Origin of the sequence: Haloarchaeobius sp. HME9146 (genome assembly GCF_025399835.1) — an archaeon.
GTDB lineage: Archaea > Halobacteriota > Halobacteria > Halobacteriales > Natrialbaceae > Haloarchaeobius.
The window spans coordinates 1,047,139-1,059,428 of the sequence record NZ_JAODVR010000001.1; the positions used below are offsets into that span (position 1 = coordinate 1,047,139).

At 66.9% G+C, this 12,290-nt stretch carries 16 protein-coding genes; 7 read left to right on the top strand and 9 right to left on the bottom strand.

What is annotated here, in order from left to right:
• The first annotated feature begins 26 nt into the window (after positions 1-26).
• Both N6C22_RS05440 and N6C22_RS05445 read left to right on the top strand, forming a co-directional pair.
• Positions 27-785, top strand: a complete 759-nt coding sequence (locus tag N6C22_RS05440; RefSeq protein ID WP_261649963.1) for a coenzyme F420-0:L-glutamate ligase — start codon at positions 27-29, stop codon at positions 783-785.
• Positions 778-1,761 carry a 5,10-methylenetetrahydromethanopterin reductase gene (locus N6C22_RS05445; protein ID WP_261649965.1) on the top strand — a complete coding sequence of 328 codons (984 nt, stop codon included), beginning with the start codon at positions 778-780 and terminating at the stop codon, positions 1,759-1,761. The genes N6C22_RS05440 and N6C22_RS05445 overlap by 8 nt, the downstream gene beginning before the upstream one ends.
• Here the strand turns inward: N6C22_RS05445 and N6C22_RS05450 are convergent.
• A complete protein-coding gene (locus N6C22_RS05450; RefSeq protein WP_261649967.1) occupies positions 1,709-1,960 on the bottom strand; it encodes a hypothetical protein in 252 nt (83 codons plus the stop codon). The genes N6C22_RS05445 and N6C22_RS05450 overlap by 53 nt on opposite strands.
• Positions 1,961-2,032: 72 nt before the next feature.
• On the opposite strand from N6C22_RS05450, the gene N6C22_RS05455 reads away from it, so the two are divergent.
• From N6C22_RS05455 to N6C22_RS05475, 5 genes are all read left to right on the top strand, one after another.
• A complete protein-coding gene (locus tag N6C22_RS05455) occupies positions 2,033-2,284 on the top strand; it encodes a hypothetical protein (RefSeq protein WP_261649970.1) in 252 nt (83 codons plus the stop codon).
• Positions 2,285-2,562: 278 nt separating this feature from the next.
• Positions 2,563-3,555, top strand: coding sequence for a MoxR family ATPase (locus N6C22_RS05460; protein ID WP_261649971.1), 993 nt, complete (start codon positions 2,563-2,565; stop codon positions 3,553-3,555).
• Complete coding sequence (locus N6C22_RS05465; protein WP_261649972.1) at positions 3,552-4,565, top strand: DUF58 domain-containing protein; 1,014 nt, start codon at positions 3,552-3,554, stop codon at positions 4,563-4,565. The genes N6C22_RS05460 and N6C22_RS05465 overlap by 4 nt, the downstream gene beginning before the upstream one ends.
• Complete coding sequence (locus N6C22_RS05470) at positions 4,562-6,838, top strand: DUF3488 and transglutaminase-like domain-containing protein (protein ID WP_261649975.1); 2,277 nt, start codon at positions 4,562-4,564, stop codon at positions 6,836-6,838. Before N6C22_RS05465 ends, N6C22_RS05470 begins: the two co-directional genes overlap by 4 nt.
• A gap of 181 nt (positions 6,839-7,019) precedes the next feature.
• Entirely contained in the window at positions 7,020-7,313 is a 294-nt protein-coding gene (locus tag N6C22_RS05475) for a translation initiation factor (RefSeq protein WP_261649976.1), read from the top strand.
• A 121-nt stretch (positions 7,314-7,434) separates the two neighbouring features.
• Here the strand turns inward: N6C22_RS05475 and N6C22_RS05480 are convergent, their stop codons facing one another.
• From N6C22_RS05480 to N6C22_RS05515, 8 genes are all read right to left on the bottom strand, one after another.
• Positions 7,435-7,803: a rhodanese-like domain-containing protein gene (locus N6C22_RS05480; RefSeq protein WP_261649979.1), complete on the bottom strand. Its 369-nt coding sequence runs from the start codon at positions 7,801-7,803 to the stop codon at positions 7,435-7,437.
• A gap of 216 nt (positions 7,804-8,019) precedes the next feature.
• Positions 8,020-9,360 carry a thermonuclease family protein gene (locus N6C22_RS05485; RefSeq protein WP_261649981.1) on the bottom strand — a complete coding sequence of 447 codons (1,341 nt, stop codon included), beginning with the start codon at positions 9,358-9,360 and terminating at the stop codon, positions 8,020-8,022.
• Positions 9,361-9,434: 74 nt separating this feature from the next.
• Entirely contained in the window at positions 9,435-9,971 is a 537-nt protein-coding gene (locus tag N6C22_RS05490; protein ID WP_261649983.1) for an NUDIX hydrolase, read from the bottom strand.
• Positions 9,964-10,341 (bottom strand): hypothetical protein, encoded by a 378-nt coding sequence (locus N6C22_RS05495; RefSeq protein WP_261649984.1) that lies wholly within the window; start codon positions 10,339-10,341, stop codon positions 9,964-9,966. Before N6C22_RS05495 ends, N6C22_RS05490 begins: the two co-directional genes overlap by 8 nt.
• 55 nt (positions 10,342-10,396) lie before the next feature.
• Positions 10,397-10,810 (bottom strand): DUF5809 family protein, encoded by a 414-nt coding sequence (locus N6C22_RS05500; RefSeq protein WP_261649986.1) that lies wholly within the window; start codon positions 10,808-10,810, stop codon positions 10,397-10,399.
• Positions 10,811-10,834: 24 nt separating this feature from the next.
• The gene (locus N6C22_RS05505) at positions 10,835-11,263 is read right to left on the bottom strand and encodes a DUF5810 domain-containing protein (RefSeq protein ID WP_261649987.1); all 429 of its coding nucleotides are present in this window, start codon (positions 11,261-11,263) and stop codon (positions 10,835-10,837) included.
• Positions 11,264-11,312: 49 nt separating this feature from the next.
• A complete protein-coding gene (gene rimI / locus N6C22_RS05510) occupies positions 11,313-11,783 on the bottom strand; it encodes a ribosomal protein S18-alanine N-acetyltransferase (protein WP_261649988.1) in 471 nt (156 codons plus the stop codon).
• Positions 11,780-12,268: an HPP family protein gene (locus N6C22_RS05515; protein ID WP_261649990.1), complete on the bottom strand. Its 489-nt coding sequence runs from the start codon at positions 12,266-12,268 to the stop codon at positions 11,780-11,782. Before N6C22_RS05515 ends, rimI begins: the two co-directional genes overlap by 4 nt.
• Between the last annotated feature and the right edge of the window lie 22 nt (positions 12,269-12,290).

Consider the following 12,290-nt stretch of genomic DNA (forward strand, 5'->3'; position numbering starts at 1 on the left):
TCTCCGGCGCTCCCACACCCCTGTGCATGGAACTACTGCCCGTACCCGACATCCCGGAGATTCGGGAAGGGGACGACATCGCCGCCATCGTGTCCGAGCGGCTCGACCTTCAGCCGGACGACGTGGTTGTGGTCGCCTCGACCATCGTCTCGAAGGCGGAGGGGCGGTCCGCGGACCTCGCGGACTTCCCCGCCGGGCCGCGAGCCCGCGAGATCGCACAGAACCTCGAAGCCATCACGGGCGACGAGAAGGACCCGCGGTTCGCCCAGGCGGTCCTGGAGGAGTCGACGGAACTGCTGATGGAGGAGCCGTTCTTGCTGACCGAGACGCGCTTCGGCCACGTCGGCGTCAACGCCGGCATCGACCGGTCGAACATCCCGGGACACGACCTGCTCTTGCTCCCGGAGAACCCGACCGCGAGCGCCCAGCGCATCCACGAGGGGCTCGAACACGAGAACCCGGTCGTCGTCACGGACACGAGTGGCCGGCCGTTCCGCCACGGCCAGACCGCCGTCGCCATCGGCTGGGCAGGCATGCACGCCAGCCGAGACTGGCGCGGCGAACACGACCGCGACGGTCGCGAACTCGGCGTGACGGTCCAGTGTGTCGTCGACGAACTCGCCGCGGCGGCGAACCTGGTGGCTGGCGAGGGTGCCGGTGGCACGCCCGTGACGGTCGCCCGCGGCTGGGAGTTCGGCGACCACGAGGGCCACGACCTCGTGTTCCGCGACGTCGAGTCTGACTTCGTCCGCCAGGCGCTCCGGGGGTGGGAGTACGATGCGTAGGCTCGGCATCGAGCTCACGCCAGAACACCCGATGGACGAGCTGCTGGCGACCGCACAGGCCGCCGAGGACGCCGGCTTCGACACGCTGTTCGCTTCCTCGCATCACTTCAACCGCGACCCGTTCGTGGTCTGTGACCGCATCGCTCGCGAGACCGACCTCGACGTGGGGCCGGGGGTCGTCAACCCCTACGAGACGCATCCGGTCTCGCTCGCCTCGCGGATGGCGACGCTCGACGAGACTACTGACGGGAGTGCCGTCTTCGGTATCGGCGCGGGGGACAAGTCGGCCCTCTCGAACCTCGGCTACGAGCACGACCGGCCGCTCCGACGGGTGCTGGAGTCGTTCAAGGTCGCCCAGCGACTCTGGGACGGCGAGCGCGTGAACCACGACGGCACCTTCCAGGCGACCGCCGCCGAGTTGAACTTCGACGTCGGCCACATCCCGGTGTACGTCGGGGCGCAGGGACCCCACATGATCCGGATGGCCGCGAAACACGCCGACGGCGTCCTGCTCAACGGCTCGCATCCGCGGGACTTCGAGTGGGCTGCCGAGCGCGTCGAGGAAGGATTAGCGGAGCGTCCCGACTCTCGCGGCGAGTTCGACTTCGCGGCGTTCGCCAGCGTCTCTATCGCGGAGGACGCACAGGCGGCCCGCGAGGCGGCGCGGCCGCCGGTCGCGTTCATCGCGGCCGGGGCTGCCCCGCCGGTGCTCGACCGGCACGGACTGGACCACGACGCGGTGGCAGCGGTGGGCGAGGCACTCGGTGAGGGTGAGTTCACGGAGGCGTTCGGGCGCGTCACGGAGCCGATGCTGGACGCGTTCTGTATCGCGGGCACGCCGGACCAGGTTGGTGAGAAGATCGCCGACGTACTCGAGTACGCCGATAGTTTCGTTGCGGGGACGCCGCTCGGGCCGGAGCCGACTACTGCGCCCCGCCTTCTGGCGGCGGCGATCGAGCGAAGCTCTGGACGATAGCGCTGCCGAGGCCACCGAGGGCGAGGACGCCGAAGCCACCGGCCGCGGCGGCGGTCAGCAGGCCACCGACGGCCAGCAGGACGAACGACAGCGGGTCGCCGTTCTGGGCGACCGCGGTGAACCCCTCGATTATCTGTTCGACGTTGTAGATCGGGTCGGTCGCACTCTGCAGGACGACCCCCGGGAGTCCGCTTACCATACCTGAGCGTTCGAGCACTGGTACTTGATTCTGTCCGTTGGCATCAAGACGACCGAGGGCCAATGGGGCGCTATGCCCCACGACAGGTCGCTGGACGAGTTCGGGTCGGACACGACGGACGAGGAGCGAAGCGAGGCCGACGACGCGGCGGCCGGGTCGACGACCGAGACCGACCAGGCACCACCGGTCTCGGATTCGTCGCCGGCCGTGACGACCTACAGCTGGGTTCCCGAAGGCGGTGAGTGCGCGAGCTGTGGCACCGCGACCCAGCGTCGCTGGCGTGACCAGGCCGGCTTCGTTTGTGTTGACTGTAAGGAGTGGTGAATCGAGCGGGCTATCGGCCGAGATGTAGAAAGGACGCAAGAAGCGGTCGACGCTGCCGGTATCTGGTGGGCGTGGGGTTGTCTCCCACAGCCAACGTTACAAGGGTGGGGCCGCTAGTGTCATCAAATCCCACTGCGGTGGGTGGTCGGATGGGCCAGGTTACCGGATGCGTACTACGTTACCACAGCGAACAAAAAACATATGCGGGTGACCAACGCACCGCACAACAACGGCCCTCCACCGTTCACTGTCGACCGGACTGGTCGGTTTATCCACCTATGACGGATGCAAACACCCCAGACGCTGCGCCGCAGACGAGCCGCCCTGAAACCAATCTCGACGCACTTCCGATAGACGAGGCGGCACAGGTGAGCCGGGACGTCATCGCGAACGTCGAGAACGTCATCGTCGGCCATCACGACGAGATCGAGCACGTCGTGACGACCGTGCTTGCACGTGGCCACGTGCTCCTCGAAGACGTCCCCGGCGTCGGCAAGACGATGCTGGCGCGGGCGATTGCGGCATCTATCGACTGTTCGTTCAAGCGCGTCCAGTTCACACCGGACCTGCTCCCCTCCGATATCACCGGTGTGAACGTGTTCAACCAGAAGACCCGCGAGTTCGACTTCCAGGAAGGACCCGTGTTCGCCAACATGGTGCTGGGCGACGAGATCAACCGCGCCCCACCGAAGACGCAGTCCGCACTGCTGGAAGCCATGGAGGAGGAACAGGTCACCATCGACGGGACGACCCGCAAACTCCCCCAGCCGTTCACGGTCATCGCGACCCAGAACTCCGTCGAGCCGAACCGGACCTACGAACTCCCGCTCGCGGAGGTCGACCGCTTCATGAAGAAACTCCACCTGGGCTACCCGAACCAGGAGGAGGAGTCCGAGATGCTCGCCCGCGTCGTCGGCCACCACCCCATCGAAAGCCTCGAACCCGTGACCGACATCGAGACCATCCGCCGGGCCCGTGAGACGGTCGCAGCCGTGACGGTCAAACAGGCCGTCCGCGACTATGGCACCCGGCTCTCCCAGTACACGCGTGAGCACGCCAAACTCGGCGTCTCACCCCGTGGGACCATCGCTCTCTTCCGGGCGGCACAGGCCCGTGCCGTCCTCGAGGGGCGTGACTACGTCATCCCCGAGGACGTGCAGGTCGAGGCACCGCGTGTGCTGAGTCACCGGATCCGGCTCGAAGCAAGTGGCCCCCGCGACCAGGGTGTCCAGGTCGTCGAGGAGGCCCTGGAGAACGTCCGAGTCGAATGATACTCACGAGACGTGGTATCGGGGCGGTCGTGCTCGTCGTCGTCACGAGCGCGATGGCGGTCCGGTTCGGGTCGCGCCAGCTCGGGGCTATCATCATCCCCGTGGTGGTCGCCCTGCTCGGGGCCGGCATCCAGCTCTACATGACCGGGCGACCCGAGGTCCGACGCAAGCTCCCCGACGAAGGCTACATCGGCGAGATGAAAGAGGTCGGGCTCGAGTTCGACCTCTCCTCGCCCGTCGGTGCCCGCGTGGTCGACGACATCCCCGCCGGCCTTCGCGCGGTCGGGAACGAGTTCGACACGACCATCGGTAGCAACGAACTGACCTACGAGATAGAGTACCTCTTCCGTGGCCACCACGAGCTCGGCCCGCTCTCGGTGACGGTCCGGGACGTGCTCGGGCTCACCGAACGAACCTACACCTACAGCATGCACGACACCGTCCTCGTCTACCCGCGGGTCTACACCCTCACGGGGGCGACCCGCCACGACCTGAACCTCCTGCCCGAGGGGTCGCCAGAGCACAACCGCGAGGAGTTCGACAGCCTCCGCGAGTACGCTCGCGGTGACTCTCTCCGGGACGTTCACTGGAAATCGAGCGCCAAGCGCCCGGCGGACGACCTCGTCGTCAAGGAGTTCATCGCCGAGGACGACCTCGGTGACGTGAAGATCGCCGCCGAGGCGGCCGACGGCTGGGACGACGAGATGGCCGAAGCTGCGGCCAGCATCGCCCTGTACCTGCTCGACGCCGGTATCGCGGTCGGGCTGGCCGCCCCGAACGGTGACCTCTCCGTCGGTGCCGGGGCTGACCAGCGCGAGGCGATACTGCACAACCTCGCGACCGTCGGTCCCGGACAGGTCCCCGAAAGTTACCGGGAGGAGGCGGATATCGTCATCGTCGCAAGCGAGATGACCGGCGTCAGCGTCGAGATGCAGAACGGGACGGTCCCGTTCGACTCGTTCGTCGGTAGCTCGACGGCTGCCGCCACCACCCAGGAGGCCACAGCATGAGCACTCGAACCGGCTCCGCCGCCAGTACCGCCGCGGCGACGGCCCAGGACGAGGTGAACTGGTATCGGCTGTTCGCCCTCGGCGGGCTCGCCGTCCTGACCGCGACGTGGGTGACGGTCCTCTACAAGCTCACGCAGGTCGTTGGCGGTTCGTTCGCTCTACTGTTCGCGGTCACGCTCTGTATCGCGCTCGCGGCGGTCCTCTCGCGGGTCATCTCCGAGCGGGTCGCCGCGGTGTTGACCGGGACGTTGCTCGTCGGAAGCTACCTGTTCTACATCCTCTCGACGCCGAACGGGCTCCAGGTGCTCATCCAGGCCTGGGACAAGATTCTCGCGGACACCATCGCGTTGCTCACCGGGCTCACCATCCTCCGGCTGAAGGAGGCGAGCCTGTGGATACTCGGGTTCGCACCCGCGCCCGTGTTCTTCTCGTGGTTCCTGGCGTTCCGCCGCCGCTACGTCTGGGCGGCGGTCACCGGGGGCCTCGCGTTCCTCGTCCTCATCCTCACCGGCGACGCCGCGACCTACCTCGGCAACCAGGGCTGGTTGCTCCGTGGCATGCTGTTCGGCGGGACGCTCGGTGGCATCGCGATGATCGGGTTCGGCGAACTCGAACGGCGTGGTGGCTCCATCCTGCAGGCGGACGTGCTCGTCGTGCTGTTCACGCTGATGCTCATCGCGTCGGCCATCCAGCTCCCGTTCGCCGGCGAGGCCCTGCGACTGTACGACACCGGGCCGACGACGGTCGAGGGGAGCCTTACCGAGGCTCCCGGTGAGTCGACCATCCTCGGCAGCATCGAACTCTCGCCCGAGGTGCGATTCACCACCCAGATGGACGAGCCACAGTACATGCGCGTCGGCGCGTACGACCGCTTCACCGGCGGGAAGTGGATACGAACCGGCCAGTCACAACCGTACTCCGGCGAACTCGACGGGCCACCCGGGGAGACCGAGCGGGTGAGCCAGCTCGTGACCGTCAAGTCCGACCTGAACGTCATGCCGGCGGCGAACCAGCCGATCCGGGTCGACGGACAGGTGCGCGATTTCACCCAGGTCACCGAACTGGGCAGCCTGCGTTCGTCGGTCCGGTTCCAGCCCAACGACACCTACCGCGTCATCAGCGAGGTGCCGACGGCCGGCCCCGCGACGCTGCGGACCGCCGGCACCGACTACCCCGACGAGGTAACGTCGCGATACCTGGCGGACAGCAACCAGCCGGACTTCTCCACCGAGTTCGAGCAGCGGACCCAGGCGATCGTCGACGACGCGGACGCCGAGAACCCCTACGAGACCGCGGTCGCCATCGAGAACTGGCTGGAAGCGAACAAGGAGTACTCGCTCGAGGTGAACCGCCCGCAGGGTAACATCGCGGAGAACTTCCTGCTCAACATGGACCGCGGCTACTGCGTCTACTACGCCACCACGATGACGATGATGCTCCGGGCACAGGACATCCCGGCGCGGTACGTCGTCGGCTACACGCCGGGCCAGCAGGTCGACGAGAACGAGTGGGTCATGCGCGGCCTGAACTCGCACGCGTGGGTCGAGGTGTACTTCCCCGAGGTGGGCTGGGTCAAGTTCGACCCGACTCCGGCAGGGCCGCGCGAGGACGCCGAGTACGAGCGTGTCTCCGACGCACGTCAGGACGGCGAGCCGAACGTCGACACCGGCGACAGCGAGGACCAGCCGCTCACGACGACGCCGGAACCGACCACGACCTCGAACGGGACATTCAACGACTCGAACCAGACGCGGACGTTCCGGACGCCGAACCTCGGCCAGACGACGCCCCAGGGTGACGGGCAGTTCAACGGTAGCTTCCCGAGCGCGACCACCGGTGGTGGCGGGAGCGGCGGCTTCGACGGCTTCACCGACGGCCAGCGCCGGTTGCTCGCGTTCGGCTTCGTCGCCATGGTCGGGCTCGTCGCGAGCGCCCACCGGGCAGGGGTCACCGGCGCGGTCCAGCGCGAGGCCAAGATGCGCTGGCAGGGTGCGAGGCGCGAGCCCGACACCGACGTGGTCCGGGCCGTCGAACGACTCGAACTCCTGCTTGAGCGCAAGTACCGACCACGGCGCGCGAAGGAATCACCCAGACGGTACATCTCCAGACTCTCGGTGTCGGGACTCGACGCCAGGGCCGAGCGCGTCGGTGAACTCCACGAGAAGGCGGTGTACGGGCCCGGAGTGAGCCAGGCCGAGGCGGACGAAGCGGTCGAACTGGTCGACGCGATCGTCCGGTCCCAGACGCCGCTACTCCGTCGATTCGCCGGGTAACGCTTCGACGACTCGGCCGCGCTTCGGCGCGGTCGTGGTCACCCTATATAATACCGGTCGTCGCAGAGATTTCCAACAGTTGTCGTATCACCGAAGACGGCTGAAATCACCGTTGCGGTTCCGTTCGTTGCACGCACACCCGATAGTGTTTAATAGGGCGATTTCGTACATGCGCAGTGTAATGTCGGAAGTCTGCTCGACGTGTGGATTGCCCGAGGAACTCTGCGTCTGCGAGGACGTCGCTAAGGGTGATACTGAACTCACAATCCGCATTGACGAGCGCAGATACGGTAAGGAAGTAACGGTCATCGAAGGGTTCGGTTCGAAAGACGTCGACCTCGACAGTCTTTCGTCCGACCTCAAATCGAAGTTCGCCTGCGGTGGGACGGTCGAAGACGACCACATCGAACTGCAGGGCAACCACTCGGGCCGCATCGAGGATTTCCTCCGCGACCGCGGATTCAACGTCGCCTGAATCCACGCGTCACCGTGTCTTTTCGTATTTGTTGCGAGCGATAGCGCCAGCCGTGTGAGTCGGCCCGTGGACTCTCGTCGTCGAGTCCTCGGCTCGGCCGAGCACAGGGCGTCGCCCCGGCTCAGAAGGGTGCGTCGGTCGCGTTCTCGTCGGTCGCACCGTCGTCCGAACTGCCGTTTCCTTCGTCGAACTCCCACTCCCACGCTTCCAGGCCACCGGCCATGCTCTCGACGGTCCCGTCGAAGCCTTCGTAGGAGCCGATGAGGCGGGCAGCCTGCACGCTGGCTTGCCCGTGCGGGCAGACCGTGACCACGTGGTCACAGCCCTCGAAGCGCTCTACGTCCTTCGCGAGCCGCTGGAAGGGGAGGTTCGTCGAGCCGGGGATGTGTGCCCGCTGGTAGTTCAGTTCGTTGCGGATGTCGACTACACAGACGTCACTGTCCGTATCGAGGAGTTCCTTGACCTCGTCGGGCTGGATCTCGCCGTCCATCGTTGGCGGTAGTTGACCAGCACGCCGGTTAAGCGTGCTGGACACGGAACCGTCGTGAGACGGCCGGCTCCAGGGGTTCAAATACGAAGCCGCGGCCAGCATCGTCGATGCTGTGAGTCTCGCCCGCTGTCGAACGAGGCTGGTGTCCGGTGCACCGGCAGTGGGTTCCGGCGCGGTGCACCGGCTGTTCGCTACCCGATGCCAGCGACTGCTGTGCTAACTGTACGAGCCGAACAGCGGGAACGAGGAGTCGATGTTCCCTGTCGTGATGAGGCTGCTGTCGCCGCGGCCCTTGCCGGCGTTGTTCTGGTCGTCGAACACCTGGTCGTCGTTGAGCCGGAGGTCCGAGCCGAGGTCGGCCGCGAGCGCGTCGAGGTTCGACCGGGCGGAACTCGACGCGAGCGCGCTACCCAGCAATACGACAGCGCCGCCGTTCGAGACGAACGTCGAGAGTGCGTCGACCTCGCCGGTGGTGAACGCCTGCGGCGGGTTCGTGATGAGGATCGCGCGAGCCGTCGAGAGCGCGTTGTCGCCCACCCCGTCGAGCGTGTTCACCTGCTCGAACGCGATGTCCTGGCCTTCGAGATACCGCTGGTAGTGGACCGCGTCCTCGTTCGAGAGCGCGTGCTCGGCGTTGAACTGGCCGTGGCCACCGTCGATGAGGAGCTGGCCGGACGTCGAGGAAAGGTAGTCGACGAGGTTGGTGAGGAACACCTCGTGCTGGCCGGTCTGCTGGTCCTCGTAGGCTTCGTTGATGGAGAGTCCGCCGACCATGGCAACACTCGCAGACTCGTCCACGCCGACGAGCGGAATCTGGTCGTAGCTGACGCCACCGGAGAGCTGCTGGTACGCCGTCGACTCAGCGAACACCGGCACGCGGCCCGGGTCGATGGCACCGGTGTCGGTTCGTACCGACGAGACCTTCGGGAAGAACAGCTCGGAGACGGGGTCGTCGTCGACCTCGCTCGTGTTCGCGGGGTCGCTCTGGGCCCAGACCCCCGCTCCGGCGGCCTGTGCGTCGTGCTCGGCCTGCCAGAAGTCGTCGTGTTTCGTCAGGCTGGAGCCGTACACCCGGGCGTACCCCTGTTCGATGAGGTCGCGGTTGTACAGCGTGTACGTCCCGTCGCCGTCGGGGTCGTACCGGATGTACGCCAGCAGGCGGCCGTAGGGGTCGACCTCGTCCTCCGCCTCGTCGACGGCGATCTGGACGGCCGTGCCGTCGGGGAAGACGTCCTGAGCGTAGTCCTTGGCGTTCTCGCCCCACGTGGTGAGGTGCTTGTCGTCCTCGATACCCTCCCACTCGGGGACGGACTCGTACTTGCCGTTGCGTTTCGTCTCGGGTGTGTCGACCCCCAGGACGCGGATCTCGTACTCGGTCCCGTCGCTGTCGAGCGTGACGTCGACGGTGTCGCCGTCGGTCACGTCGGTGACGGTGGCGTCGTACCACGTCCCCGGTTCGAGCTGGCTGTCGGCAGCCATCGCCGGGTCGGCGGCCGCGAGGCCGAGTGCGCTGATACCGCTCGCTGCGAGCCCTCGAAGTACGTCTCGTCGGTGCATCCAGCTATCGCTGCTCACGGACCATCATTAAAATTTACTACTGGTAATCAGTATCAGTAAATAGTTCTCCAGCGCTACAGCAGGCCGTCTTCCTTGGCCAGCAGCAGCCCTTCGATGGTCGCGTCGTTGGTCGGCTGTTCGCGGGCGCGGTCGATGGCGTCCTCGATGGGGACCGTGTGGATGGTGAGGAACTCGTTGCTATCGAGGTCACGCTCGCAGGGCGCCAGCCCTTCGGCGAAGACGATACCACGGCGGTGGCGAAGCACGCCGGTCGAACACCAGTACTCCTGCAGGAGCGAGACGCCAGCCGGGTCGTAGCCGGTCTCCTCGCGGAGTTCGCGTGCCCCGGCGGTCGTGAACGACTCGCCGGACTCGACGATTCCCGCGGGGAGTTCCAGGTGGGTCTCACGGATGGTCGGGCGGTACTGTTCGACGAAGAGGATATCCTCGCCGGTGGTCGCGACGATCACGACCGCTGCGGGTAACTCGGCCCAGTAGTAGTCCTTCTCGCTGCCGTCGGGCTGTTCGACGCGGTCGTACCCACCGGTGTACCAGCCGGTCTCGTACTCGGCGACCGACTCCAGGACGGGCCATTCGTCGTGCTCAGTCATCAGGTGACTGTGTGATGCCCAGGCGGTAAATCGTACCGTTTCGCTGGACGTAGACGGTGTCACCTTCCACTGCTTCGGCGTTCCACGTCCGGAGTGCGGAGAACTCGTCGAACGGCGAGTTGCTGAACGCCTCCTTCACCCCGAACGGTCCCTTGTAGTACGCACTCGACCGACCGTCGTCGAGTGCACCGAAGACGTACTCGTACCGTCGTTCGGACAGATTCGACGCCTCGACTGCGGCGTGGTCGGTGTCGACCTCGGTTGCGGTCACGTAGTACGGGTCACCGCTCTGGAGCAGGGAGGGCAGTGCACCCAGCGCGAGGAGGAGGACGACGACCCCGACCAGGACCAACAGGTATCGCTGTCGCATGGTCGGTCGTTAGAACGGGTGCAGTAAGGGGGTTTCGTCGGCGGCCGACCGTCTCTCAGAAGTACTCGCGGTAGATCCGCCCGATGGCCTGTCTGCGGAGGGTGCCGACGGCGGCCTCTTCCTCGTTCTGGAAGGTCGCGGCGACGGCTTCGCCGGCGAAGGGGGCGGCGTGCCAGGCGACGTTGTCGACGTTCTCGCTGCCGGTCTCGGTCACCTCGCCATCGAAGTCGGCGCGCCAGTCCTCGTACTCCTCGCGCGTGCCGACGTGGACCGCGAGTTCGGCGGCGAACAGCACGTCCCGGGCGGTCTCGACGACGTCGCTGTCCACGCGCTCGGCGTACTCCTCGCGGTCGAACGACATCGCCTTGGTGACCTCTCTGACCACGAGCTGTGCGGTCGGGCCGGCGGACTCATACGCCTCGCGGGCGGCGGCTTCCGTCTCGGGCGTCAGGCTGCCCTCGGTGTGCATGGTCGAACTCGTGTGCCCCGGCGGTTACTCGTTTTCGGTGTCGGCCGAGTCATCCTCGTCGTCGTTCTCGTCCCCGTCGTCGGATTCGTGCATCTGCCGAGTCAGCTCGCGGGCTTCCTCCAGCACGTCGGCCTGGTCGCTGGTGAGGTCGCCGCGGCCGCCGGCACCACGCCCGACCTGCTCCGCCACGGCGTCTTCGAACCGTTCGTGGCCGTGGTCGTGGTCGTGCTGGTGCGTCGTGTCGTCGAACACGCCGTCGAACTCGGCTTCCTCGACGTGTTCGGTCACGACCGGGCCGAGTTCGGCCGGGTTCGAGGACTCCCAGTCGGGGGCGTGGTCGTCGAGCCAGTCCTCGTGCTCGTCGCTGTGGAGCATCGCGGTGAACGCGAGGTGGTTCGCGAGGTGCTCCGCGTCGGCGTGTGGGACCTCACACACTGGACAGGCGTATCCCATGCTCGTGAGGAAGAGAGCGATGCGTAAAACGAGAACGATGACTCGCCGCTCAGAGTTCCTTGACCATCACGAGCGCGGCCTCGCCGTCGTCGTAGTAGCGCGGGACCTTCCGGAGAGGCTCGAACCCGAAGTCCCGGTAGAGGTTCTTCGCGGCGTCGTTGGTCTCGCGCACCTCCAGCTTCACCGACCCGGCACCCTGGGTCACGAGGGTGGCGATGGCGCGACCGAGCAGCTGCCGACCGATGCCCTGGCCGCGGCGTTTCGGGTGGACCGCGAGGTCCTTGACGTGGCCGATACCGCGGCCGTGGTTCGGGATGCAGTCGGCGACGACGTAGCCGGTCACCTTCTGGCCCTCGGTGGCGACGAGGAAGCCGGGCGTGTCGAGGAAGCGCTGGAAGGCGTCGAAGGGCCACGGCTGCGGGAACGACGATTTCTCGATGCGGTAGACGGCGAGCAGGTCGGCCTGTTCGGCCGGCCTGATGGTCACGTCGTTCGACGGGGTCGGGGCCGTGGTCGTCACGGTGGGTAGGTTCGTCCCCTGTGCCTATCAATCACATGGGTCGCGAGCCGGAAGGTCAGGTAGAGCAGAGTGACGGCGGCGACGACCACGCCGACGGCCCGCAGGGTTCCGAGGAGTCCGAGCGAGAGGATGAGCGTCGTCGCACAGGCGGGCGGGTGGACGGTCCCGGTCGCGCGCATCCCCGCCGTCGTTCCGGCGACGGCGAGCGCACCGGCGGCCGCGAGGCGTGCCGAGGCCGGCGCGAAGGGCGCGAACTGTGCCGTCGCGACGAGCCCCGGCGCGACGAGCTCGTTGGCGGTGAAGCCCACGACCGCGCCGATCGCGTGGCCGCCGACGATTCTGCGAGGTCCGGGGTCCTCGGCCGTCGCGAGCACGAACGCGGTCGGGCCCAGGCTCGGGAAGACGAACGGCAGGCCGGTCACCCAGGCGACGACGCCGCAGACGGTGAACAGCCCGCCGGCGACGAGGCTCTGGCGGTGGTCCATCGGGATGGACTCGTCTCTGGAG

Coding starts and splice junctions, on each gene's coding strand:
- N6C22_RS05440 (WP_261649963.1), top strand. CDS start 27: ATGGAACTACTGCCCGTACCCGACATCCCGGAGATTCGGGAAGGGGAC.
- N6C22_RS05445 (WP_261649965.1), top strand. CDS start 778: ATGCGTAGGCTCGGCATCGAGCTCACGCCAGAACACCCGATGGACGAG.
- N6C22_RS05450 (WP_261649967.1), bottom strand. CDS start 1,960: ATGGTAAGCGGACTCCCGGGGGTCGTCCTGCAGAGTGCGACCGACCCG.
- N6C22_RS05455 (WP_261649970.1), top strand. CDS start 2,033: ATGCCCCACGACAGGTCGCTGGACGAGTTCGGGTCGGACACGACGGAC.
- N6C22_RS05460 (WP_261649971.1), top strand. CDS start 2,563: ATGACGGATGCAAACACCCCAGACGCTGCGCCGCAGACGAGCCGCCCT.
- N6C22_RS05465 (WP_261649972.1), top strand. CDS start 3,552: ATGATACTCACGAGACGTGGTATCGGGGCGGTCGTGCTCGTCGTCGTC.
- N6C22_RS05470 (WP_261649975.1), top strand. CDS start 4,562: ATGAGCACTCGAACCGGCTCCGCCGCCAGTACCGCCGCGGCGACGGCC.
- N6C22_RS05475 (WP_261649976.1), top strand. CDS start 7,020: ATGTCGGAAGTCTGCTCGACGTGTGGATTGCCCGAGGAACTCTGCGTC.
- N6C22_RS05480 (WP_261649979.1), bottom strand. CDS start 7,803: ATGGACGGCGAGATCCAGCCCGACGAGGTCAAGGAACTCCTCGATACG.
- N6C22_RS05485 (WP_261649981.1), bottom strand. CDS start 9,360: ATGCACCGACGAGACGTACTTCGAGGGCTCGCAGCGAGCGGTATCAGC.
- N6C22_RS05490 (WP_261649983.1), bottom strand. CDS start 9,971: ATGACTGAGCACGACGAATGGCCCGTCCTGGAGTCGGTCGCCGAGTAC.
- N6C22_RS05495 (WP_261649984.1), bottom strand. CDS start 10,341: ATGCGACAGCGATACCTGTTGGTCCTGGTCGGGGTCGTCGTCCTCCTC.
- N6C22_RS05500 (WP_261649986.1), bottom strand. CDS start 10,810: ATGCACACCGAGGGCAGCCTGACGCCCGAGACGGAAGCCGCCGCCCGC.
- N6C22_RS05505 (WP_261649987.1), bottom strand. CDS start 11,263: ATGGGATACGCCTGTCCAGTGTGTGAGGTCCCACACGCCGACGCGGAG.
- N6C22_RS05515 (WP_261649990.1), bottom strand. CDS start 12,268: ATGGACCACCGCCAGAGCCTCGTCGCCGGCGGGCTGTTCACCGTCTGC.